This is a genomic window from Streptomyces sp. NPDC056061, from assembly GCF_042266885.1.
Taxonomy (GTDB): Bacteria; Actinomycetota; Actinomycetes; order Streptomycetales; family Streptomycetaceae; genus Streptomyces.
In genome coordinates, this window is record NZ_JBHJWQ010000016.1 from 75,702 (window position 1) to 99,053 (window position 23,352).

Sequence of the window (23,352 nt, forward strand, 5' to 3'; positions counted from 1 at the left end):
GACGGGGGGGGGGGGGTAGGTTTTTTGTGCGCCGGGCAATCGGCCTGGGGCCGCCCCCCCCGGGGGGGGGGGGGCGCGGCCGCCCGGTCCGGGCGGACGGGTCAGGCCGTCGAGCCGCCCAGCAGGCTCCGGCCGAACTCGACCATCTTCTTCGCGTAGTCCTCGGTCCACTCGGCACGCTGCGCGATGTCCGCGGTCGTCAGCCGGTCGAACCGGCGCGGATCGGCGAGCTGTGCTGCCGCGATCGCCTGGAACTCGATGGCACGGTCCGTCGCGGCCCGGAACGCCAGGGTCAGCTCGGTCGCGCGGGCCAGCAGTTCCTTCGGGTCCTCCATCGACTCCAGATCGAAGAAGTGCTCGGGATCGGCGACCGCGGCCGTCGGCTCGAAGAGCAGAGGCGCGGGGCGCAGCCGCTGCTTCTCGTTCCGCTCCGGTTGTGGCATGTGGTGTTTCCTCCTTCTGCGGGCCCGGCGGCCCCGGGGGTCCCGCAGGCCCGGGGGACCACCCTCCATTGTCCAACGTTCCGCAAGTGGCCCCGGATCACGGCCGGAACCGGGGCCGACCCGTTCGACGGAAGACACGGAGACCCGGAAAGGGAGCCGGCGCGACGCCTGCCGGGCGCGGGCCCTCACCGGGAGGGCTCCCGTGTGCCTTCCCGCTGCCGGGGCTCTCCGCGCACCCGCGTGGCACGGGGTGCGGCCGGCCGGTCGGGTCACGGCCGCCAGGACACCTTGTGCTCCTGCCAGTGGTCCCAGGTGGCGAACATGGCCTCCCACCCGTCCGGGAACTTCACCGTGACCCCCAACTGCACCGGCTCCGTCGACGGATGCTCGTCCAGCAACTCCGTGACGCCCGCCCGGCACACCACGACACAGGCGTGCCGGTGGCGCGAGGCCAGGACGCACAGCCGGCCCGTCTCCAGATGAAAAGCCGTGGCGTCCGGGCGACCGGAGAGCGGGTGCAGCATCACCGTCACGTCGAACTCGCGGCCCTGCAACCGGTTCGCCGTGTCCACCGCGACGCCTGTCACGCCCAGCTCCGCGAGCGCCGCCCGCACCGCCGCGGCCTGGTCGCGGTGGGCGGTGCCGACGGCCACCCGGTCCGCCGTCACCGGGGCCGGGTCCGGTGAGCGCTCGCTCGTCGCCGCGGCGCCCCGGTCGAGGAGCCGACGCACGACCAGGGCCACCGCGCGCACCGCCTCGGGGTCGGTGCGCGGGGTGTGCCGGGCCGGGAGTTCGAGCAGGCCCCACCCGGACTCGGCGGCCTCGTCCAGCACCCGGTCCGGGGCCGAGCCGTCGGACGCCACCCCGAACGACAGCCGCCGGTCACCGTGGTCCGTGCCGCTGCGGAACGGGGTGTACGGGTAGAACGCGTCCGAGACCAGCTGCGCGGCCGAGGCGGGCAGCCGCCACGACACCGGCAGCCGGTGCTGCGGCAGCCCCGGGTTGTGCGCGAGCAGCGTGGAGACCGCGCTGGCGGACGGATCGTAGGACAGTCCCGCCCACTGGTCCGCGCCCACGATCGAGAACGGGTCCAACTGCCCCGGGTCGCCGACGAACAGCGCCCGTTCGAAGAGCCCCGCCACGGCCAGCAGCGCGTCCGAACGCATCTGGTAAGCCTCGTCGACGATCGCGTGACCCCACGGTTCGACGTTCTTCACGTGCGCCCACTTGGCAGCCGTCGAGATGACGATGTCGAGCCCGGCGAGATCCGCGGCCTTGGCCGACTTCCGCACATTGGCCAGGCCGTCCAGCACCTGGTCGTACGGGTCGGAGTCACTGCTGTGCAAGCGGCCCACCGGCAGGTCCGGCTCCTTCTCGGCAAGCCGCACCACCAGGTCGTCGACCTGGGCGTTGGTCTGTGCCACCACCATCAACGGGTGCCCGGCCGAAGCGAGTTCGAGCGCCGCGCGCACCACGAGCGTCGACTTTCCCGCGCCCGGCGGGGAGTCCACCACGATGCCGCGCGACGTACCGCCCAGGGTGTCGGCGAGGATCGCGTCGGTCGCCCGCGCGGCCCGTGCGCCCGCGTCGAATACGGTCGTCACAACAGGTCCTCCGCGGTCACGGGATCGGGGTGCTCGACGCGCGCGGCCGCCGTGCCCGGCGGGCCGCCGTGCGTCCAGGGCGTCTCCTCCGGGTCCGGCAGCTTCGGACCGCCGCGCTGGTCGTGCTCGAAGAGCGTCCAGGCGATCCGGTCGCCCGGCTCCGGCACCGATCCCGGCGCCGGTTCCTTGCCGCGGCCCATCCGGTCGGTGACGCGCAGCACCAGCACCGGCACGCCCCCGTCCGCCGGATCTTCCCCGTACGCCACGAACTCGGCGGTCTGCGGTCTGCCGTCCAGCGAGCGGTACACCTTGGTGCGCTCCCCGAGGTGCGGGTGCTCGTCGGTGCGGACCGTGACCAGCGGGCGGGGCGCGGGCCGCTTCGACTCGCTGTAGGCCATCACCACGTCCGTCACCTCGCCGACGAACGCCTCGCCGGCCAGCCGCCGCCCGGCCAGGACCAGCGGATCGTCCAGTGCCTCCTGCGCGTCCAGCTGCGCCTGCGCCGTCTCGCGCGAGGCAAGCTTCTGCGCCGCCGTCACCGCGTCGTCCCGGCGCGGCTGCGGCGGCTCACCGGACCGCACCCGGTCCCGGTGACCGGTGAACGACCAGCGGTCCCTGGTCCAGCGGTCCTCGGTCCGGGACGCCTCGGGCAGTTCCCGCAACAGATCCAGCCCCCGCCACACCGCGTCCCAGGTCGGCCGCATCACCCCGGCCAGCAGCGCCCTGACCTCCCGCTCCGCGGCCGTCAGCCCGGCGAGCCGCGCATCGGCCACGAGACCGTCCTCGGCCGCCGAGAGCGCGGTGCGCGCCCGGTCGTACCGCTCGATCGCGGGTGCCAGCAGCCGGTTGTCGAATGCCGGATCGGTGGCCGGACCGGCCGGCGGGCAGAGCAACTGGCCCTGGCCGTCCCGCGCCGACTCGGCCCGCAGCGCCGCCCCGGCCCCGGACTCGCCCGCCTGCGCGTCGATCCATGCCAGCAGCGCGCCCAGGTGCTGATCCTCCAGGCTGCTCTGGCCGGTCGCCCAGTGCCGGTTCAGGAGGTCCGTGACGGCGAGCAACAGCGAGGAGCCCGGCACCCTGGCCCGCTCCCCGTAATGCGTCAGCCAGCGCCCCAGCAACGGCACCCGCGCGGGGGCGGGGTACGGGGTGTCGGGATCGTCCTCCGCCGTGCGCCGGAACCGCATGGAGCGACCGAGCAGCCGCACGAATTCGACGCCCGCCCGGTTCGGCACGATCAGCTGGGCCGCGTCCGTGCAGAGCTCGACCTCGACCTTGGTCCGCTTCCCGGTCGCCGGATCGGTTTCGTTGCGTTCGGCGGGCTCGACCACGTCCTCGAAGGTCTCGATGTGCGGCAGCACCGCCTCGGCGAGATCGGCGAGGAACGAGAACCGCAGATCGCGGTCGCGCGGTTGCGGGACCGCCAGCAGCCGGGGCGCGTCCCGGTCGGTGCCGACGAGCGCGCCCAGCGGCGCGCCCGCCTCACCGGCGGTGGTCAGCGGCACCAGGACGAGCGGCCGGTCGGTGAGGTGCCGGTGCAGGACCGTCGTCAGGGGCTGCGCCCGGCCGCTCTCCACGGCCTCCAGCCGGGCCAGGGTGCTGATCAGCGACATGCCGGCCCGCCGTCCCGGCCCGCCGCGCCGCCCTCCGGCACCGCACCGGCCAGCGCATCGGCGCGCAGAGCCGCCGCCCGCCGCAGGGCCGCGACCGTCGGATCGGCCGGATCACCCTCCACGCCCGTGGCGGCCGCCAGCACCGCGTCCACCGTGGTCAGCCCGCCGAGCTCGCCGCGCACGCTCCGCCCCAGCGTCTCCACCGCCCCCGCCGCACGGGCCTTCGCCCGGCAGTGGAAGGCCAGCTCGCACGCGGACAGGCATTCCGGCGCGTACGCCGCGCCGACCGACTCGACCGCCGCGTCCAGCTCCTGCGCGGGGCACGACGGGTCGAAGGTGGTGCCCTCCGGCAGAGCCGCGGCGATGTCCTCGATCCGGGCCAGCCGGTTCAGCTGCCGCCGCGTCACCGCATGCTGCTTGCGGACGTCGACGACGGACGCGGTGGGCAGGTTGGAGAAGTCCTTCGGGCAGACGAGCAGCACCCGATGCCCGACCTCGGCACCCTCGGTGAGCGCCGCGATCCGCTCCAGCGCCAGGACGTAGACGGCGGACTGCCGGGCCGCGGCACCGACCTTCGCCGCGTCGGCGGAACCGTCGATCATGGGGAAGGACTTGATCTCGACGACCGTCCAGGTGCCGTCGGGGTGCACCGCCACCGCGTCCGGCTCCAGATGCACCGGGGAACCCGCCACCTCCAGGGACAGCATCGGGTGATCCAGCAGGGCCCAGCCGCCCGACCCGGTCGCCTCCCGCAGCGCGAGGGCCGTACGGGCCGCGCGGCCCTCGGGCCCGGCCGCGGCCAGGTCGGGCACCAGCACCTTGTCGGGCGCCGGGCCGCCGAGGTGCTCGTGCAGCAGCCGCATCAGCTCCGTACCGCCGTCGCCCTTGACCTTGGCCTCGAAGGAATTGCCCCGGACGAGAGCGAACTGCGACTGGCCGAAGGGGGCGGGCGAACCGAGCGCCGCGGCCAGTGCCGCCTTGTCCACCCCGGCGCCGTCCAGCAGGGCGCGGCGACGGCAGCCGGGGTTGGCCGCGAGGGCGGCCAGCGCGCGGGCGTCCAGCGGGCGCGGCCCGACGTCCGGGCCGCGCAGCTCAGCGAGCCGCTGCCGGAGCGTCGTCCCCCGCAGCGCCCGCTCGTGCGGCGGCTTCGGCGGCTTCGGCGGCCCGGGGGGCGCGACGAGCCGGTCCGTCCGGTCCGGCCGTGTTCGCGGCATGGGTGGAGTCTGCGGAGGCGGTCCGCTGGCCAGGGATTCGCTCACCCGCCGAAGTCTCGCATCCGGCACCGACAATCGCGGACCCCGCGGCCGGGGCGAACCGCGGGAAGCGGGCGGCGAGCCGGGCCCCGATCCGGTCCGCGAGGCGCATCACCGGGCCGGCCAGCAGGGCCCCGACACCCATCACGGCCGCTCCCGCCACCGCGTCGAGCAGGTAGTGGTTGGCCGTGCCCATCACGATGAACGTGGTGAGCAGGGGGTACGCCACGGCGGCGGCCCGTACCAGCGGGTGCCGGGCGTGACGCCACAGCAGGATTCCGCACCACAGGGCCCAGCCGACGTGCAGGCTGGGCATCGCCGCGTACTGGTTCGTCATGCCGCCCATCCCGCGCGGGGCACTGGCCTCGGCACCCCACCACCCGTACGAGCTGTACTGCGCCATCGTGTCGACGAAGCCATGGCCGGCGTGCAGCAGGCGGGGCGGGCAGGTCGGCATCAGCGTGAAACCGATCAGACCGAGCATGGTCGAGGTCATCAGCCAGGTGCGGGCCTTGCGGTACACCGCCTCACGGCGGCGGAACAGCCAGACCAGGACGATCGGGGTGACCAGGTAGTGCAGTGACGCGTACGCGAAGTCGGCGGGTATGCCGATGGAGGGGTGGGCGGTGAACAGCCGGTTCAGCGGGTGCTCGGCGTTGATGTGGAGCGTCTTCTCCAGGCGCAGGATGGCCAGGCCGTGGTCGACGGCCGTGGACACGTCGCCCCGCGCCACCAGCCGCCCCGCCGAGTAGGCCGCGTACACCAGCGCCAGCAGCGGCAGTTCGGTCCACCAACGGGGCCGCGGGCGCGGCACGGGTGCGGTGCTGGCAGACTGCATCCGGTTGCTCTCCATCATGTTTTCATGTGACCGACGGCGGGCGTTCAACCGTACGGCGCGGGTCGACCGCGCCTCCCCCCGGGGCCCGGTCGAGCGCGTGTGCGTATACGGAGAGGGGGACGCCGGTTCCGCCCCGGAGGTTGCGTCCCGCGGGCGTGCGCGATGATGGGAAACCGGACGGTCCGTGTCGTCACGGTCTCCGGCCTCAGACCTCAGTTCAGGGAGAGCCGTCATGGCACCGCGTATCCTGCTCGCCCGGCACGGCCAGACGGAATGGTCCGTCAGGGGCAATCACACCGGCAGGACGGACATCCCGCTCCTCGACACCGGCCGGGCGGGCGCCAAGCTGCTCGGCGAGCGACTGCACAGCGGGCCGTGGGCCGATCTGCCGGGCCTCGAAGTCCGCACCAGCCCGCTGTCGCGGGCCCGGGAGACCTGCGACATCGCGGGCTTCGCGGACCGGGCCGAGCCGTGGGACGCGCTTATGGAGTGGGACTACGGCGCGTACGAGGGGATGACCCCGGCCCAGATCAGGGCGATCCGACCCGACTGGGTCATCTGGCGCGACGGGGTGCCCGACGGGGAGACCCTCGCCGAGCTGTCCGCGCGCGCCGACCGGATCGTCGACTGGGCCCGCGCGGCCGACCGCGACGTCCTGGTCTTCGCCCACGGCCACATCCTGCGGGCACTCGGGGCGCGGTGGCTCGGCGAGGACGTGTCGTTCGCGGCCCGCATCCGGCTCGACCCGACATCCCTGTCGGTGCTGGGGTGGGCGTACGGGGCGCCCGCGATGGAACGCTGGAACGACACGGGCCACCTGGAGCGGTAGGCGGCCGGCGGAGCGGTACTTCCGGTCGGCCTGCTGCGACGGCACGCCGCGCGGGCCGACCGCGACGCAGGCCGCAAGGGCCGACCGCGGGGACCTGCCGGGCGGGGGCCCGTCGGTGCGCCCGCCCCGCGGCCCTCCCGGCGCGCCCTTGGGACCTCTACGCGCTCGCCCCCGACACCGCCGCGTACCGCTCCAGGTACTCCCGTACCTCCGTCGCGTCCCGGCACGGCACCAGCGCCCGTGTCGCGCCGGCCAGCATCGTCCGGATGCGGGAGGAGCGGACGCGGTCCAGCAGGTCCAGCACCCGGTGGCCCGCCGTCGCCGCTTCCGCGGCCCGGCCCGCCCGCGCGAGGTCCCAGGTCAGTTCGGCCCGGTACAGCGCCAGGTTCCGGGTGAAGTGCGGGTCCTGGAGCCGGATCGCCCGGTCGGCGTGGCGGGCCGCCCGCGACCAGTCGCCCAGCGCCGACCAGCACTGCGCCTCCAGCATCTCCAGCTCCGCCTCCTGGAAGAAGGTCATCCACTCGGGATCGGCGTCGCACGGTCCGCGCCCGAACGCGGTACGGGCCCGGCCGATCGCCCGTTCGCAGCCCGACCGGTCGCCGAGCCCGGCCCGCCCGCCCGCCTCCCGCAGTGCGAGCAGGGCCAGCAGCCGCGGCGAACCCAGCGGCCTGGCCGCCCGCTGCCCGGCCTCGGCGGCCCGCACCGACTCGCGGGGCCGTCCGGTGTCCCTGGCCAGGAACGACTTATTGCAGAAGGAGTGCGCCTCCAGCGCGGGGTCGCCCGCCAGCCGGGCGGTGGCGAGCGCCTCCGCATAGTGCGAGCGGGCGTCCTCGAACCGGCCCGAGTCATGGGCCAGCCAGCCCACCGAGATGGCCAGTTCGCCCGCCCCGGCATGCAGCCGGTCGGCCGTGGACCGCTTGGCGGCGGTCCCGGAGTCGAGCAGCGCGTACGCCGCCCGCAGGGGCTGGGACGCCCCGCGGTACAGGCCGTCGCCGCCGTGCCGGTCGTCGAGCAGCCGGATCCTTCGGACCGCCTTCTCGACGGCGCTGACTTCGGCCTCGCCGACCCGGTGCCGGTCGGATGCGGCGGCCGCCGCGGCGGACACGCCGCCGAGACCGGGGCTCAGGGGCACGGCCGCCAGTGCGGTGGTGCCACTCGTCATGAATACGCGACGCAGCACGTCGCTCTCCTCGTCGGTGTCGCTGTGGGGCACAGGGGGTGATGAAGCCCCGGCGGTGGCCCGCGCACCCCGGCCGCGCACCGTTTCGCGCGGCGGGAAGCCCAGGTCCGCCAGGGACATTCCGGGGAACATGTGCAGGAAGACCCGCTCGTACGCGTAGTTGGGGCAGCGGATCTCGCCGGACTCCACGCGCCCGATGTACCGGGCGTCGCAGGCGACCCGCTCGCCGATCTCACGGGCGGATCTGCGGACCGCCGCGGCGAACTCCCCGGCGGAACGCTGTCCACGCAGCCGCCGGAACGCGAGGTTGGGAACCGCCCCTGTCGACACCATGGACCAGGACCTCTCTTCCGCGGCCGGGTTCCTGCGGCCGGGTTCCGGACAGCCGGTATCCCGACTTCGGGGTTCCTGCTTCCGGGACCCCGGCCCTCCGGTGTCCCGGCGGAGCAAGAACGTACCCGCTGCGATCGGACACATACGAAGCGTTTGAGGAGGAAAGGTGTGTATCGCCCGTGATCTGCCATGAACTGCCACCCATTGCGGCGGCGTGGCACCGTAGCCCTTGACGCGGTCGGCGCGTTGGTCCCTGCGGAAGACGGAGTCCGGCTCCGCCCGGCGATGAGAGGAGAGGTCCCTTGTTGCATCTCGGCACGGAGACCGGCTCGCGGACGACTGCGACGGCCCAGGCCGCGTCGGGTGCCCCGGCGCCCGCCGCGGCCACGGGAGACCACGGCACCGAACCCTGCGATCTGGTGACGGTCCCGGCCCGCCAGGGGCTGGAGGCCGTGGACATCCTGCGGCGCGGCGCGGATCAGGAGGCCGTGGGGCCGGTCCTGCACGACGGCGCCTGCGACACCCTCGGCTTCCTGGTGCCGCCGGGCACCGCCGAGGCATGGGACGTCCCGGGCAGCGCCTGTACCCGGACCGACGGCCGCGGGCTGCGCATCCCCGCCGAGCCGCCGGACACCGGCAGCGGCTGGCTCCTGCCGCCCGGCGAGGACGCCCCGGTCACCGACCCGGCCGCGCTGCGGGCCGCCCTCGATCAGGCGGCCCGGCTGATCGAGGCGGCCGACAACTGCCGCTGACCGCCACGCGTGCCCGCGCCCGCCGCCGGTGCGGCGGTGCTTCCGGGGCCCGGCGGGAGCCGCCGTGCGTGCCCGCGCCCATAATGGGGCCGGTGGCCGGGTTCTCCGGCGCGGCCGGTCGCGTACCGGCCCGGAACGACGAGCGGTGAGCGGGCACGAGCGGCAGTGGCACGTAGAGGAGCGTCGAACGGGGGCGCGGCCGCCCGCAAACGATCCCGCAAGTCCGCCGGCGGAACCGGTGCCGGCACCGGCCGCGGGGCGGAGCCGGTCGCCGAGCGGGTGGACGGCGGCCTCGCCGAGCTGGTGCCCGACCGGGAGCGCCCGCGGGCCCGGACGCTGACGATCGACGGCGCCCCGCAGTCCCATGTGGACCTCGACGACCCCACGTACCTGTCCTTCGAGTACCAGCGCAGGATCGGCCACATCGCGGACCTCCTCGCCCCGGCCGGAGGACCGCTGCACGTCGTGCACCTGGGCGGCGGCGCCTTCACCCTCGCCCGCTACATCGCCGCGACCCGGCCGCGCTCCACCCAGCAGATCGTCGAGGTGGACGCCGCGCTCGTCCAACTGGTCCGCCGGGAACTGCCGCTGGACCCGCAGGCGAGGATCCGGGTCCGGTCCACCGACGCCCGCGCCGGGCTGGGGAAGATCCAGGACGGCTGGGCGGACCTGGTCATCGCCGACGTCTTCGGCGGGGCCCGTACCCCCGCGCACCTCACCAGCGTGGAGTTCCTCACCGAGGTGCGCCGGGTGCTCAAACCCGGCGGGAGCTACGTGGCCAACCTCGCGGACGGGCCGCCGCTGGCCCACCTGCGCGGCCAGGTCGCCACCGCGGCCGCGGTCTTCCCCGAACTCGCGCTCGCCGCCGACCCCGCCGTGTGGCGCGGCCGCCGCTTCGGCAACGCCGTGCTGCTCGCCTCGGACCTGCCGCCGAGGATCGCGGAACTGACCCGCCGGGTGGCGACCGACCCGCACCCCGGACGCGTCGAACACGGGCGGGCGCTCGCCGACTTCACCGGCGGCGCGGCGGTGGTGCGCGACGCCGACGCCCGACCGTCCCCGGCGCCCCCGCCGTCGGTGTTCGGCTGAGGGCCCGGGGAGCGATAGGGGGCGGGCGGCGTCACGCGGCCGCGCGGCCCGTCACTCCGCGGCCCGGTTCACCGCCGACAGCACCGCCAGGATCGACGCCGAGAGGACGGACGTGTCCTGGCCCGCGCCCCAGCACCGCTCCCCGCCGGACCCCACACGGCACTCCGCGTACGCCATCGCCGGGCTGCCCTGCCCCGGAGCCGTCGCGTGCTCGGTGAAGTCGAGGACGTCCACCTCGATCCCGGCCGCCGCCAGGGCCTGGGTGAACGCCGATACCGGGCCGTTGCCGGTGCCCTCGTAGTCGCCCTCCCGGTCGTCCGCCCGCAGCGTGCAGACGAACCGGTGCTCACCCGCCGGGTTCCGGTCCGTCGACCAGGACGTCAGGGCCACGGTCCCGTCCCGCCCGGGAACCAGGTACGTCGCCTCGAACAGCTTCCACAGGTCCTCGGGCGTGGCCTCCAGACCGCTGTCGTCGGTCGCGGTCTGTACCGTGCGGGAGAAATCGGCCCGCATCCCGGCCGGCAGGTCCACCCCGTGGCTGCTGCGCAGCAGATGGGCGATGCCGCCCTTTCCGGACTGGCTGTTGACCCGGATGACCGCCTCGTACGAACGCCCCAGGTCCGCCGGGTCGATGGGCAGGTACGGCACCGCCCACGGCTCGTCGCCGTTGCCCGCCCGGTGGGCGAAGCCCTTGCTGATGGCGTCCTGGTGGGTGCCGGAGAACGCGGTGTGGACGAGCTCGCCGACGTACGGGTGCCGGGGCGGCACCGGCAGCCGGTTGCAGTGCTCGACCGTGCGGCGGATCTCGTCGATGTCGGAGAAGTCGATCATCGGGTCCACTCCCTGGGCGTGCAGGTTGAGGGCCAGATTCACCAGGTCGACGTTGCCGGTCCGCTCCCCGTTGCCGAACAGGCAGCCCTCCACGCGCTGCGCCCCCGCCAGCACGGCGAGTTCGGCGCACGCGGTGCCGGTGCCGCGGTCGTTGTGCGGGTGGACGGAGAGGATCACCGCGTCCCGCCGGTCGAGATGGCGGTGCATGTACTCGATCTGGTCCGCGTACACGTTCGGCGTCGCGATCTCCACCGTCGCGGGCAGGTTGTGGATGACCGGCCGGTCCGGGGAGGCGTCCCACAGCTCGGTGAGGCCGTTGCACAGCTCAAGGACGAAGTCCGGCTCGGTGAGGACGAAGACCTCGGGGGAGAACTCGAAGCGGATGTCCGTCCCGGGCACGGCCCGGGCCAGCCGTTCCATCCGCGCCGCCGCGTCCGTCACCAGCGCGCGCACCTCGGCGCGCCCGCGGCCGAGCACGACGTCGCGCCAGACGGGCGCGGTCGGGGTGTACAGGTGGACGACCGCCCGGCCCATCCCCTCGACCGACTCGAAGGTCCGGTCGATCAGATCGGGCTTGGCCGGGGTGAAGACGACCGGGGTGACGTCGTCCGGCACCGCGTCGGTCTCCACGAGGTGCCGGACGAAGTCGAAGTCGGTGCGGCTCGCGGACGGATACCCGACCTCGATCTCCTTGTAGCCCATCGCGACGAGCAGGTCGAACATCCTTCGCTTGCGCGGGGTGTCCATCGGCTCGGCCAGCGCCTGGTTGCCGTCCCGCAGGTCCACGGGCACCCAGAGCGGGGCCCGCTCGATACGGGCCCCGGGCCAGGTGCGGGCGATCGGCGGGATCTCGACGCGGTCGAACGCCGAGCGGTAGCGGTGGGAGGGCATGGAGCCGGCGCGCTGCCGGTTCCAGTGGGGCGCGTCGGCCGGAACCGGCCCGCGCGGGGTGCGGAGGGTGGGGAAGCTGTGCAGCGGGGACACACGGTCGGGCATGAGGACGGTCTCTTCTCGCATCGCCGGATGCGACCGGCACAGCACGGCACCCACGGCGGGGTGCCGGTCGCTTCAGGCCCCGCCGCGGCAGCCGAGAAGAAGGAGACCGCTGAGCGTCATGCCCGGTACAGTAGCCAGAAAGCAAGTCCTCAGACAACCTGACAGGTGAATTCGGTGTCCTCGCTCGGTCCACTCCGCCCCAGCCCCCTGGTCGAACAGGCGACGCACCATCTGCGCGAGCAGATCACCGGGGGGCACTGGCCGGTCGGCACCCGGATCCCCGGCGAGACCACCCTCGCCCGCACGCTCGGCGTGGGCCGTTCCACGGTCCGCGAGGCGATCCGCGCCCTGGCCGCCCTCGGGCTGCTCCAGTCCCGTCAGGGCGCGGGCGTCTTCGTCATCGCCGATCACGCGGCGGAGGACTGGCCGACCCGGCTGCGCCGCGCCTCGGTCGCCGATGTCTACGAGGTCCGGATGCTGATCGAGGTCGAGGCCGCCCGGCTGGCCGCGCTCCGCCGCACCGACGAGGACCTCGCCACGCTCGACGCGGCGCTCACCGCGCGACGGGCCGCGGGGGCCGGGGGAGACGCGGAATTCGTCGAGGCGGACATCGCCCTGCACGCGGCGGTGGTGGCCGCCGCCCACAATCCCGTACTCACCGATCTGTTCGCGGAGTTCGCCCCCGCGCTGCGGCAGGGGCTCGTCGACCTGGTGAGCCTCCTGGCGCTGCGGAACGACGACCCGAACCACGGCGACGCCGTGCACGACGCGCTGGTGCGGGCGGTGGTGGCCGGGGACGCGGAGTCCGCGGGGCGGGCCGTCCGGTCCGAACTGGAGGCCACGCTGGCCCGGTTGCGGTCGGCATAGGGCCGACGGCGCGCGGCGGGAGGCGGAGTCCGGGAGGCGGGGGACGGGGAGAGGGGGGCGGGGAGCGGAGTTCCGGAAGCGGGGGCCGGGGAGCGGAGTCCGGACGGCGACGGGTGCGACGGCGCGTCCGTGACGGGGTGTCGGTGCGTCCGTGACGGGGCGACGGTTTCGGAGGGGGAACGCGGAGACTGCCCGAACGGGTCCCGGTGCGGCGGCCCGTTCATCTTCCGGCGCCCTCCCCGAGGTGAAGCGAGGGGCGCGGGTACCGTTCCGGAGCGGCCGGGGAGCGGGGCTGCCGATGCGTCCCTCGCTGGTCGATGCACCGCTCGCCACTCGCCAACTCCGGTTTGACCAGCGCGTATTCGTCAGGGTGTACGTGCCCGCAGACATGCGCGACCCTTGGCAAGGCCCGTGCGGGACACGGCCTTGTGACTTGCCGGACACGCTCGCGCAACGGAAGCGTCTTCAACTCTTGACACCCACCCCTCGTGGGCAGGAACCTTCCGACATCGACGCATGGGAGCGCTCCCACATCGTGCGGGTCTCCCGTACGAAGGGCACTGCCCGTGCCCTCTCCGTACCACCCGGCACCCGCACCACCGGGCACGTGCCACGCAGTCAGAAGGCCGGTCCGCCCCGGAACGCCCCACCCGGAACGCGCCACCGGAACGCCCCGACCGGGACGTCCCGCCCCGGAACGCCCCACCCGGAACAAGGAGTAGTGGAATGCGCATCCCCCGCACCGTCGCCGGCCGGAGCCGCAGAGCCGCGGTTCTGGCCACCACGGGCCTGACGGCCTCGGCCCTGCTGCTGACCGGCTGCGGCAGCGACTCGGGCTCGTCGGGCAGCACGGGCCCCGACGCGAACGGGAACGTCACGCTGACCGTCGCCGACTTCGGGCAGTTCGGCTACAAGGAGGCAGGTCTCTTCGAGAAGTACCACGAGCTGAACCCGAAGGTCACGGTCAAGGAGGACGTGACTGCCGACGAGAAGGTCTACTACCCCAAGCTGCTCCAGCAGTTGAACTCGGGCAGCGGTCTCGCCGACGTCCAGGGCATCGAGGTCGGCCGGATCAAGGAGATCGTCGACACCAAGGCGGACGCCTTCGTCGACCTCGGCAGCGCGATCGACGTCTCCGAATGGGTCTCCTGGAAGGCGAAGCAGGCCACCACGTCCAGCGGCTCGGTGATCGGCGCGGGTACCGACATCGGCCCGATGTCCCTCTGCTACAACACCGATCTGTTCGAGAAGGCGGGACTGCCGACCGACCGCGAAGAGGTCGCCAAGCGGGTCGCGGGCGGTTGGGAGGACTACCTGAAGCTGGGGGAGGAGTACAAGAAGAAGGCCCCCGCGGGCACGTCCTTCATGGATTCCGCGAGCGCCATGTTCAACGCCGTGGTGAGCTCGAACGCGAAGCAGTACTACGACGAGAGCGGCAAGCCGGTCTACAAGGAGAGCCCCAGCGTCCAGCAGGGCTGGAACCTGGCCGCCGAGGCCACGTCGAAGAAGCTGACGCAGGGTCTGGCCCAGTTCACCGACCCGTGGGTCGCCGCACTGCGCAAGGGCACCGTCGCCACCGTCACCTGCCCCGCGTGGATGGCCGGTCAGATCTCGACCAACGCGGGCGAGGCGAACGAGGGCAAGTGGGACATCACCACCGCGCCCGGCGCGACCGCCGCCAACTGGGGCGGCTCATTCCTCTCCGTGCCCAAGAAGGGCAAGAACGTCGAGGAGGCCACCAAGCTCGTGAAGTGGCTGACCGCCCCCGAGCAGCAGGCCGCCGTCTTCAAGGCGATCGGTGTCTTCCCGTCCAACAAGGGCGCGTACGAGCTGCCGGACGTGAAGAACGCCAAGCTCCCCTACTTCAATGACGCGCCCATCGGCCAGATCTACGCGGGCGAGGCGAACTCGATCCCCGAGGCGGTCCTCGGCCCGAAGGACGGCGTCATCAAGGACACCATCTCCACCCAGATCAACAACATGGAGCAGCGGGGCACCAGCCCCGACAAGGCGTGGAAGGCGGTCACCGACGCGATCGACAAGGCGATCGGCTGACCGCGCGGCCGGTGCGGGCGGCCCCAGCAACAGCCGCCCGCCCGGCACCGGGACGCACCGGGCCCGGACACCGGCCCCGGCACCGGGACGCACCGGGCCCGGTCGGCACCCAGGCGGTCCGGCCCGGTCCCGCCCCGCCCCGAGGCACGCACAGGCGGTCCGCACTCGCCCCGCCCCGCCCCCGAGCGCGCCCTGCCCCCGAGCGCGCCCTGCCCCCGAGCGCGCCCCGGCCCGTCCCGCCCCGCCCCGCCCCCGAGCGCGCCCGGGAGACCCGTCCCGCCACGGCCCGTACCCCGCCCCGGCCCGTACCCCGGTCCGCACCCTCCCCGGTCCCCACCTCTCCGCCCCGTACCTCCCCGCCCCGTACCGGGCCACCGTCCGCAGCACGGCAACCCCAGCAACGCAGCAACCCAGTAACCCAGCAACGCAGGGAAGGACTTCCGCCCGTGGCCACCTCGACTCCCACCCGGGACGCGCACGACCCGCCCCCGGCCGGTCCCCGGCAGACCCCGCCCCCGCTTCGCCGACCGGCCTGGCGGAGCCGGCTGTGGCGGTTCGACGACAAGGCGTCCCCGTACGCCTACGTCGCCCCGTTTTTCCTCGTCTTCGGCGCCTTCGGGCTCTACCCGCTGCTGTACACCGGCTGGATCGCCCTGCACCGGGTGGAGATGACCGGCCTCGACCGGATGGAGTGGGTCGGCCGGGAGAACTTCGACAGGATCCTGCACGACTCCGAGTTCTGGACCGCCGTCGGCAACACCTTCCTGATCGGGGTCATGTCCACGGTCCCGCAGTTGCTGGTCGCGCTCGGCCTGGCCCATCTGCTCAACTACCGGTTGCGCGCCAGTGCCTTCTGGCGCACGGTCGTGCTCACCCCGTACGCCACCTCGGTGGCCTCCGCCGCGCTCGTCTTCGCCCTGGTCTTCCGGGCCGACGGCGGGCTGCTCAACTGGGTGCTGCACTTCGTCGGCCTCGGCGACACCAACTGGGCCAATGGCCACTGGACGTCGAAGATCGCCATCTCCGTCATCGTGATCTGGCGCTGGACCGGCTACAACGCACTGATCTACCTCGCCGCCATGCAGGCCGTGCCGACCGACCTGTACGAGGCCGCCTCGCTGGACGGTGCCTCGCGCTGGCAGCAGTTCCGCAAGGTGACTGTCCCCTCGCTGCGGCCCACGATCCTCTTCACGATCGTCATCTCGACCATCGGCTCCATGCAGTTGTTCGGTGAGCCGCTGCTGCTGGAGGGCGGCAGGCTCGGGGCCACCGGCGGCAACGAGAATCAGTACGAGACCCTCAGCGTCTACCTCTACAACTACGGCTGGAACCTGGGGCATCTCGGTCCGGCCGCCGCAGTGGCCTGGGCGATGCTCGCCCTCCTGCTGCTCGTCGCCGCGGTCAACTGGCTCGTCGGCCGCTTCGTCCGCACATACGCGGTCTGACCGGGAGCGATTTCCATGACCATGACCAGCCCCACCCAAGGCCCGGAACCCGTCCTCGCGAGCACCCCGCACCGGCCGGTGCGGCGTCCGCTGCGCCTTCGGCCGGGCGCGGGACAACAGCTCCGGGGCGGACCGTTCGCCTACGCGGCGCTCGCCGTCGTCGGCATCGGCTCGCTGCTGCCGCTCTACTGGACGCTGGTGGCCGCGTCCCACACCCAGGACGAGGTGCTCGCCACCACACCGCCGTTCCTGCCCGGCGGACGGCTGCTGCACAACCTCGACGCGGCCTGGAGCCAGGCGAACCTCGGCACGGCGATCGTCAACAGCGTCATCGTCTCCGGCTGCATCACCGTCGCGACGCTGTTCTTCTGCACGCTGGCCGGCTACGCCTTCGCCAGGATGCGGTTCCGGGGCCGCGGCGCGCTGATGACCGGCGTCATCGCCACGCTCACCATCCCGCCGCAGCTCAGCGTCGTCCCGCTGTTCATGATGATGTCCGACATCGGCTGGGGCGGAAAGCTGGAGTCGGTGATCTTCCCGACCCTGGTGAGCGCCTTCGGGGTGTTCTTCATGCGGCAGTACCTGAGCGAGGCCCTGCCCCACGAACTGATCGAGGCCGCCAAGATCGACGGCGCGAACAACTTCCGCATCGTGCGCAGCGTGGTGCTCCCGGTCGCCCGTCCCGCGATGACGGTGCTGGGGATGCTCACCTTCGTCCAGGCGTGGAACGACTTCTTCTGGCCCTACCTCGCCCTCAGCCAGGAGAATCCCACGCTCCAGGTGGCCCTCGGCCAGCTGAACGCCTCCTACACCCCCGACCAGAGCATCGTCATGGCCGGTGCTCTGATCAGCACCCTTCCGTTGCTGGTGGTTTTCGTGATCTTCGGCAAGCAGATCGTCGGAGGGATCATGTCCGGCGCCGTCAAGGGCTGACCGCCGTCACGAGCCGCCTCGCCGCCACCAGTCGCCAAGACTTCGACGTCCACCAAGACTTCGACGACCGCCACGAGTCGACGTCCGGCGTCACGACGCGGGCCGCCGTACCGCGACACGGGCCGAGGTACCGCGATGCGGGCCGACGTACCGCGATGCGGACCGGCATGCCGCGATGCGGACCGGCATGCCGCGACGTCCGGCACCGACGTGGCGTCACCCCGTACCCGCCCCTTCCTCGGTTCCTCCCGTTCCTGCCTGTTTCCCCCTTCGTCCCTCCACACCTGGGAGCGCTCCCGCATGACTGCTGCACGACCCGACACCGCCCCGAAGCAGGTATTCGAGACTGCACAGTTCCCGCCCGGATTCGTCTGGGGGGCGGCCACCGCCGCCTACCAGGTCGAGGGTGCTGCCGCCGAGGACGGCCGCACCCCGTCGATCTGGGACACCTTCAGCCATACCCCGGGCAAGGTCCACAACGGCGACACCGGGGATGTCGCGGCCGACCACTACCACCGCTACCGGGACGACGTGGCGCTGATGAAGCGGATCGGCCTGACGGCCTACCGCTTCTCCGTCTCCTGGTCCCGGGTGCAGCCCACCGGCCGCGGCCCCGCCGTCGAACGCGGACTGGACTTCTACCGCCGCCTCGTCGACGAACTCCTCGGAGCGGGCATCTCGCCGGTCGCGACCCTCTACCACTGGGACCTGCCCCAGGAACTGGAGGACGCGGGCGGCTGGCCCCAGCGGGAGACCGCCGAACGGTTCGCCGACTACGCCGCCCTCGTGGCCGACGCCCTCGGCGACCGCGTCCCCACCTGGACCACCTTCAACGAGCCGTGGTGCACGGCCTTCCTGGGCTACGGCTCCGGCGTGCACGCCCCCGGCCGTACCGAACCGGCCGCCGCCCTGCACGCCGCCCACCACCTCAACCTCGCCCACGGCCGGGCGATCGAGGTCCTGCGCGACCGCCTCCCCGCCACCGCGCGCACCTCGGTCACCCTCAACCTCCACCAGGTCCGCCCGCTGACCGGCGGCGCCGCCGACGCGGACGCCGCCCGCCGGATCGACGCGGTGGGCAACCGGGTCTTCACCGGCCCGATGCTGCGCGGCGCCTACCCCGAGGACCTGCTCGCCGACACCGCGCACCTGGTGGACTGGCCGAAGCTGGTCCGGGACGGCGACCTGGCCGCGGCCTCCCGCCCGATGGACGTCCTGGGCGTCAACTACTACACGCCGACGCTGGTCTCCGCGCCCGTCGACGGCCGTGGAGACTCGCGCGACGACGGGCACGGCAACAGCGACCACTCCCCGTGGCCCGGCTCCGAACACGTCGCCTTCCACCTCGCCGAGGGGAAGCGCACCGCGATGAACTGGGCGATCGACCCGGACGGCCTGTACCGCCTGCTCGTCGACGTCTCCCGGGACCACCCCGGCCTGCCGCTGATGGTCACCGAGAACGGTGCGGCGTTCGACGACCACCTCTCGTCCGACGGCCGGGTCGAGGACCCCGAGCGCATCGCCTACCTGCACGGCCACCTCGACGCGGTGCGACGTGCCGCAGCCGACGGCGTGGACGTGCGCGGCTACTTCCTCTGGTCGCTGATGGACAACTTCGAATGGGCGTACGGGTACTCCAAGCGCTTCGGCGCCGTCCACGTCGACTACACCACCCAGCTCCGCACCCCCAAGGCGAGCGCCCACTGGTACGCGGAGGTGATCCGCCGCCACGCCCTGCCCCCGCACACCGCTCCCCGCTGACCCGCGCCCCCCCCACCCGCCCCTCCCCACGAGACCCGGCCGCCGTGCCGGGTCCTCGTCGTTCCCGGGCCCCGCCCGGCCCCGGCCGCACCCGGGAGGGGACGGCGGCGCCTGCGCATGGGAGCGCTCCCCACACGCCTCGGGGAATGGCGCGGCCGGGGCGGGGCGATGTCCCGCGGCTCCGCCGACAGGACTTGGTCCGGCCAATCCGACTATGAGAAATTGACCGCGAACGGGAGGCAGCCATGGCGGCAGCGCGAGTACGGAGCGGCGGGCGGCCCACGCTCGAAGAGGTCGCGGCGCGGGCGGGGGTGGGGCGCGGCACGGTCTCACGGGTCATCAACGGCTCACCACGGGTCAGCGCGCACACCCGCGAGGCGGTGGAGGCGGCCGTCGCCGAGCTGGGCTACGTACCCAACCGCGCGGCCCGCGCGCTCGCCGGGAACCGTACCGACGCCATCGCGCTCGTCGTGCCCGAGCCGGAGACCCGCTTCTTCGCCGAACCGTACTTCTCCGACATCGTGCGCGGTGTCGGCGCGGCGCTCGCCGACACCGACATGCAACTGCTGCTCACCCTCGTCGGCAACGACCGCGAGCGACGTCGGCTGGCCCAGTACCTGACCGCGCACCGGGTCGACGGCGTGCTGCTGGTCTCGGTGCACGCCGACGACCCGCTGCCGGACCTGCTGGAGCAGCTCGGCATGCCCGCCGTGATGAGCGGCCGCCGGTCCGCCGACGAACCGCTCGCCGCCGTCGACTCCGACAACTTCGAAGGTGCCCGTGCCGCCGTCGATCACCTGGTCTCCCGGGGCCGCCGCCACATCGCCACCATCACCGGCCGGCTCGACGTCTACGGTGCCCGGCGCCGCCTCGACGGCTACCGCGAGGCACTTCGGGACGCGGGAATCGCCCCGGACGAACAGCTTGTCGCGCAGGGGGACTTCACCGAGGAGGGCGGTGCACGGGCCATGCGCGAACTGCTCGCCCGGCGCCCCGGGGCCGACGCGGTCTTCGCCGCCTCCGACGTGATGGCCGCAGGGGCCCGCCAGGTGCTCCGTGAGGCCGGCCGGCGCATCCCGGACGACGTGGCCCTGGTGGGTTTCGACGACTCGGCGGTGGCCCGTCACATGGACCCGGCGCTCACCAGCGTCCGCCAGCCGATCGAGGAGATGGGCCGCACGATGACCCAAGTGCTGCTCCAGGAGATCGGCGGCGAGAGCCGGGAACGTCCGCAGATCGTGCTCCCCACGGAACTCGTCGTGCGCGACTCCTCGTGACGACCCGCCACCAAGGTCGCGCCCCGCACGGAGGTATCACCTCCGTTTTTCACGGGTCCTCCACGAACGCGTCGTCCTTCACCTAAGGTTTCCGTGTACGGCGAATGTGTGACGCACCACACAACGTCACGCGATGGGCCGCCGGGTGCGTTCCGGTGCGGCCGTGCATCTGGGGGGCCTCATGCACTCGATGACGAAGGGTTCCAACGTCGGTCTGGCGACGTTGAGCGAGGACATCGGCTCCGTCATGGTGAGCCTGGCGTGGAGCAGCGACACCGGTGAGGGCGATGCCGATGTCTCCGTGCTGCTCCTCGATACGAACGGCAAGGTCGGGAGGGACGCCGACTTCTGCTTCTACAACAACCCGGTCGCCGGCCGGGGGAGTGTGCAGCTTCTCGGGAAGACGCCCACGGCCTACGGCAGCGAGGACCGGATCGGTTTCGATCTCGACGCGGTCCCGCCGGAGGTCGACCGGATCGTGGTCGCGGCGAGCCGCTACGACGGATCGTGGTTCAAGGACCTCGACGACCTGCGTCTCACGCTCGCGGACGGCTCCGGCGGCCAACTGCTCCAGTTCGCCGTCGAGGACGCCGGAGAGGTCAGCGCGCTGATCTTCGGCGAGCTCTACCGCCGGTCCGGGGTGTGGAAGTTCCGGGCGGTCGGAGACGGCTACGCGTCCGGACTGGCCGGGCTGGCCACGGACTTCGGCGTCGACATCGACGACGCGGAGGAGGAGTCCGTCGGGGGCGAGGGGGATCCCACCGGAAGCGCGGCGGAAACGGCCGAGGCCGGGGCGGAAGCGGCGGGGGCGTACGAGCAGGCGGCGGTGGACACGGGCGCGGCGGACACCGCCGTGCCGGGCGGGCACCACGGGACGCCGTCCGGCGTCGACGCGGGCGGCCCGCCCGCGGTGCGGCCCGTCATCCCTGCCCAGGCGTCGGCGGCCGAATCGGCCGACCGGCAGCCGCCGGAACGGGAGAACCCCGCTGCTCGTCCCCGTACGGCCAGGAGGAAGGTGACGCTCCCCAGGAATCCCAGGAAGTCCCTTGCCGAGAACGACGCGTGGCGCACGGCGCGCCTCTTCCCGGTCACGGCGCTGAAGAACGACCGGGAACGCGAAACACGCGCCACCTCGGTCCTGTTGTCCGTGATGGCCCAGGTACCGGAGTTGGGCCGCCGTCTCACGGCAGGCTTCGGGGCGCCCGCCGGACGCATGGAGACGTTCACCGAGGTCTCGCTCCCGCACGGGGACACGCCCCGGCGCCCGGACGGGGTCATCAGGGTCGAGCGGGCGGGCAAACTGTGGACCGCGCTGGTGGAGACGAAGACGAACGGGAGCGCCCTCAAGTCGGACCAGGTGCAGGCGTACATGGACATCGCGGCCCGGCGCGGGTACGAGGCCGTGATCACCCTGTCCAACGACGTGGCTCTCGAAGGCAGTTCGCTCGTCGACGTCAAGATCGACGGTCGGCGCAAGCACAAGGTCGCACTGAGGCACCTCTCCTGGGCCGAGGTCGCGCACCAGGCACAGATGCTCATCCAGCACGAGGGAGTGGGCAACGCCGCCCATGCCTGGCTGCTCCAGGAACTGCTCCACTACCTCCAGCACGAGAACTCGGGTTGCCACGGATTCCAGAACATGGGGTCGGCCTGGGTTCCGGTGCGCAAGGGCATCGACGACGAGACGTTGTGCCAGGGCGACCCTCGCGCCCTGGAAGTGATCGAGAACTGGGAGCGGCTGATCCGGCAGGTCTGTCTGAGGCTGGGCGGCGAACTCGGCCGGAAGGTGCTGCCCGTGCAGCGGGCCGCCCGGCGCGGCACCGACCCGCACGTCCGCCGGAGGGAGCAGGCCGACCAGCTCTGCCTGGAGGGGCGTCTCCAGGCGGCTGTCCGGATCGAGGGCACACCGGGTGTCCTCGGCGTCGTCGCCGACCTCAGGACCGGGAAGCTGCGCACGTCGATCGAGGTTCCGGCACCGGAGACGGGCTACCCGCTGAGCAAGGCCAAGCGGTTGATCCGCCAACTTGCCGCCGCCCCGGCCGATCTGCACATCGAGGCCCTGGTCGAGGGCGACGGGGCGGGGCCGCGGGGCACCCTGGAGCGGCTGCGTCCCGAGCCCGCCGACATCCTGCCGAAGGGCGGCGCACAGCTCGTCGGCTTCCGACTGTCGCTCTTCAAGGGCATGGGCAACGGACGGGGCAACGCCGAGTCCGGCTTCATCCGGAGCGTCGATGCGGCGGTGGGCCGCTTCCACACCGCCGTCGTCGTCCTGCTGGAGGCCCAGCGGCCCCGCCGCTCCCGGACGGAGGCGCCGACGGCCGTGGGCTGACGCCGGGGCCGGGGCGGGAGCAACCCGGTCGTGCCCCGGCCGTTCCCGCCCCTCCCGGGTGTCGGGCCCGTGCTCAGCCGCGCCACCAGGCGGGTTCCAGCGCGCGGATGCGGGCCGTGTGCTCCCGCACCCGCGCGAAGAACCCCTCCTCGTCAGCGTCCAGTTCCGCCAGCAGCCGCTGATGCAGCTGCCACGCCTCGGCGGCGATCTCGTACCGGCACCCGGTGCACCGGTACGAGTCCGGGCGGCACGGGCACAGCCGGCCGCGACACTGCGGGCAGATCATGGGTCCCCACATATCCGGGTTGGGTGTTGCCGCAGCTCCAGCACGTCCACCAACCGCCGACGTTCTGACTCATCTGGTTGCCGCATTTGGGACACTGCATGGGTGCTGTCCTCTCTCACGGATGGGTGATGACCCGTCCCGGGCCGCTGACCGGCCGGGACGGGAAACGGTGACCGCGCGACCGTGGACGGTTGCATCTCATTGCCGCGCCCTTCGCCAGGCCCGGCCGAGCCGGACCGCGGTCGGGCAGGGTTCACCGGCGAGGCAGGTGGCGCAGGTGTAGGTGTGGGCGACGAAGGTGCGGTACGGCTCCTCCCGGTCCGGACGGGTGCCCGCCGTCGTTGTCACCGGGGGCGGATCGTTGTCGATCTCGGCCCAGACGGTGTCGCCGCCCTCGGTCCGGACGTGGCCGTACCGGTCGGCGGTTCCGAGCGCGGTGAGGATGGTGGAACGGATGACGGGGCTCATCTCGTCGGGGAGGTCCGTCTCGATGCGGATCACACCGTGCACGCAGGTGACTCGGGGCTCGGTGCGGGTCGCAGAGGCGAGCATGACCGCGAGGGCGAAGGCATGCGGAGGCACGACAGACATGGCTCTCCCCTGTCGATCAGGCCCGTCACTTTTCGTAAGGCTGAATACTC

18 protein-coding genes are annotated in these 23,352 nt (G+C 73.1%); 10 read left to right on the forward strand and 8 right to left on the reverse strand.

From position 1 onward, the window contains the following. Positions 1 to 101 precede the first annotated feature (101 nt). From ACFC79_RS22450 to ACFC79_RS22465, 4 genes are all read right to left on the reverse strand, one after another. The gene (locus ACFC79_RS22450) at positions 102 to 443 is read right to left on the reverse strand and encodes a hypothetical protein (protein ID WP_376242721.1); all 342 of its coding nucleotides are present in this window, start codon (positions 441 to 443) and stop codon (positions 102 to 104) included. 269 nt (positions 444 to 712) lie between these two features. Continuing rightward, positions 713 to 2,047, reverse strand: a complete 1,335-nt coding sequence (locus ACFC79_RS22455; RefSeq protein WP_376242723.1) for an AAA domain-containing protein — start codon at positions 2,045 to 2,047, stop codon at positions 713 to 715. After that, the gene (locus tag ACFC79_RS22460; protein ID WP_376242725.1) at positions 2,044 to 3,657 is read right to left on the reverse strand and encodes a hypothetical protein; all 1,614 of its coding nucleotides are present in this window, start codon (positions 3,655 to 3,657) and stop codon (positions 2,044 to 2,046) included. The genes ACFC79_RS22455 and ACFC79_RS22460 overlap by 4 nt, the downstream gene beginning before the upstream one ends. A gap of 1,092 nt (positions 3,658 to 4,749) precedes the next feature. Then, complete coding sequence (locus ACFC79_RS22465; RefSeq protein WP_376242727.1) at positions 4,750 to 5,748, reverse strand: phosphatase PAP2 family protein; 999 nt, start codon at positions 5,746 to 5,748, stop codon at positions 4,750 to 4,752. A gap of 232 nt (positions 5,749 to 5,980) precedes the next feature. Here ACFC79_RS22465 and ACFC79_RS22470 point away from each other — a divergent pair, with 232 nt between their 5' ends. Further along, positions 5,981 to 6,577: a histidine phosphatase family protein gene (locus ACFC79_RS22470; RefSeq protein WP_376242729.1), complete on the forward strand. Its 597-nt coding sequence runs from the start codon at positions 5,981 to 5,983 to the stop codon at positions 6,575 to 6,577. 157 nt (positions 6,578 to 6,734) lie between these two features. On the opposite strand, the gene ACFC79_RS22475 is transcribed toward ACFC79_RS22470, so the two are convergent. Next, positions 6,735 to 8,090 (reverse strand): tetratricopeptide repeat protein, encoded by a 1,356-nt coding sequence (locus tag ACFC79_RS22475; protein WP_376242731.1) that lies wholly within the window; start codon positions 8,088 to 8,090, stop codon positions 6,735 to 6,737. 302 nt (positions 8,091 to 8,392) lie between these two features. Here ACFC79_RS22475 and ACFC79_RS22480 point away from each other — a divergent pair, with 302 nt between their 5' ends. Continuing rightward, the gene (locus tag ACFC79_RS22480) at positions 8,393 to 8,842 is read left to right on the forward strand and encodes a hypothetical protein (protein ID WP_376242733.1); all 450 of its coding nucleotides are present in this window, start codon (positions 8,393 to 8,395) and stop codon (positions 8,840 to 8,842) included. 165 nt (positions 8,843 to 9,007) lie between these two features. After that, positions 9,008 to 9,931 (forward strand): spermidine synthase, encoded by a 924-nt coding sequence (locus tag ACFC79_RS22485; protein ID WP_376242735.1) that lies wholly within the window; start codon positions 9,008 to 9,010, stop codon positions 9,929 to 9,931. A gap of 51 nt (positions 9,932 to 9,982) precedes the next feature. Here the strand turns inward: ACFC79_RS22485 and leuA are convergent, their stop codons facing one another. Further along, positions 9,983 to 11,758, reverse strand: coding sequence for a 2-isopropylmalate synthase (gene leuA, locus ACFC79_RS22490; protein ID WP_376242737.1), 1,776 nt, complete (start codon positions 11,756 to 11,758; stop codon positions 9,983 to 9,985). 165 nt (positions 11,759 to 11,923) lie between these two features. Between leuA and ACFC79_RS22495 the strand changes: the two genes are divergently transcribed. The 7 genes from ACFC79_RS22495 to ACFC79_RS22525 all read left to right on the forward strand — a co-directional run bounded on the left by ACFC79_RS22495 (position 11,924) and on the right by ACFC79_RS22525 (position 22,425). Then, positions 11,924 to 12,625 carry a FadR/GntR family transcriptional regulator gene (locus tag ACFC79_RS22495; RefSeq protein ID WP_376242739.1) on the forward strand — a complete coding sequence of 234 codons (702 nt, stop codon included), beginning with the start codon at positions 11,924 to 11,926 and terminating at the stop codon, positions 12,623 to 12,625. Positions 12,626 to 13,351: 726 nt separating this feature from the next. Continuing rightward, positions 13,352 to 14,680: an extracellular solute-binding protein gene (locus ACFC79_RS22500; protein WP_376242741.1), complete on the forward strand. Its 1,329-nt coding sequence runs from the start codon at positions 13,352 to 13,354 to the stop codon at positions 14,678 to 14,680. A 446-nt stretch (positions 14,681 to 15,126) separates the two neighbouring features. Next, positions 15,127 to 16,125 (forward strand): carbohydrate ABC transporter permease, encoded by a 999-nt coding sequence (locus ACFC79_RS22505; protein WP_376242743.1) that lies wholly within the window; start codon positions 15,127 to 15,129, stop codon positions 16,123 to 16,125. A 15-nt stretch (positions 16,126 to 16,140) separates the two neighbouring features. Next, the gene (locus ACFC79_RS22510) at positions 16,141 to 17,058 is read left to right on the forward strand and encodes a carbohydrate ABC transporter permease (protein WP_376242745.1); all 918 of its coding nucleotides are present in this window, start codon (positions 16,141 to 16,143) and stop codon (positions 17,056 to 17,058) included. Between the two features lie 300 nt (positions 17,059 to 17,358). Beyond that, a complete protein-coding gene (locus ACFC79_RS22515; RefSeq protein WP_376242747.1) occupies positions 17,359 to 18,819 on the forward strand; it encodes a GH1 family beta-glucosidase in 1,461 nt (486 codons plus the stop codon). A 245-nt stretch (positions 18,820 to 19,064) separates the two neighbouring features. Beyond that, positions 19,065 to 20,096, forward strand: coding sequence for a LacI family DNA-binding transcriptional regulator (locus tag ACFC79_RS22520; RefSeq protein WP_376242749.1), 1,032 nt, complete (start codon positions 19,065 to 19,067; stop codon positions 20,094 to 20,096). Positions 20,097 to 20,277: 181 nt separating this feature from the next. Beyond that, the gene (locus ACFC79_RS22525) at positions 20,278 to 22,425 is read left to right on the forward strand and encodes a TerD family protein (RefSeq protein WP_376242751.1); all 2,148 of its coding nucleotides are present in this window, start codon (positions 20,278 to 20,280) and stop codon (positions 22,423 to 22,425) included. Between the two features lie 73 nt (positions 22,426 to 22,498). On the opposite strand, the gene ACFC79_RS22530 is transcribed toward ACFC79_RS22525, so the two are convergent. Together ACFC79_RS22530 and ACFC79_RS22535 are read right to left on the reverse strand one after the other, a co-directional pair. Then, positions 22,499 to 22,711 (reverse strand): hypothetical protein, encoded by a 213-nt coding sequence (locus ACFC79_RS22530; protein ID WP_376242753.1) that lies wholly within the window; start codon positions 22,709 to 22,711, stop codon positions 22,499 to 22,501. Between the two features lie 198 nt (positions 22,712 to 22,909). Beyond that, positions 22,910 to 23,302 carry a hypothetical protein gene (locus ACFC79_RS22535; RefSeq protein ID WP_376242755.1) on the reverse strand — a complete coding sequence of 131 codons (393 nt, stop codon included), beginning with the start codon at positions 23,300 to 23,302 and terminating at the stop codon, positions 22,910 to 22,912. Between the last annotated feature and the right edge of the window lie 50 nt (positions 23,303 to 23,352).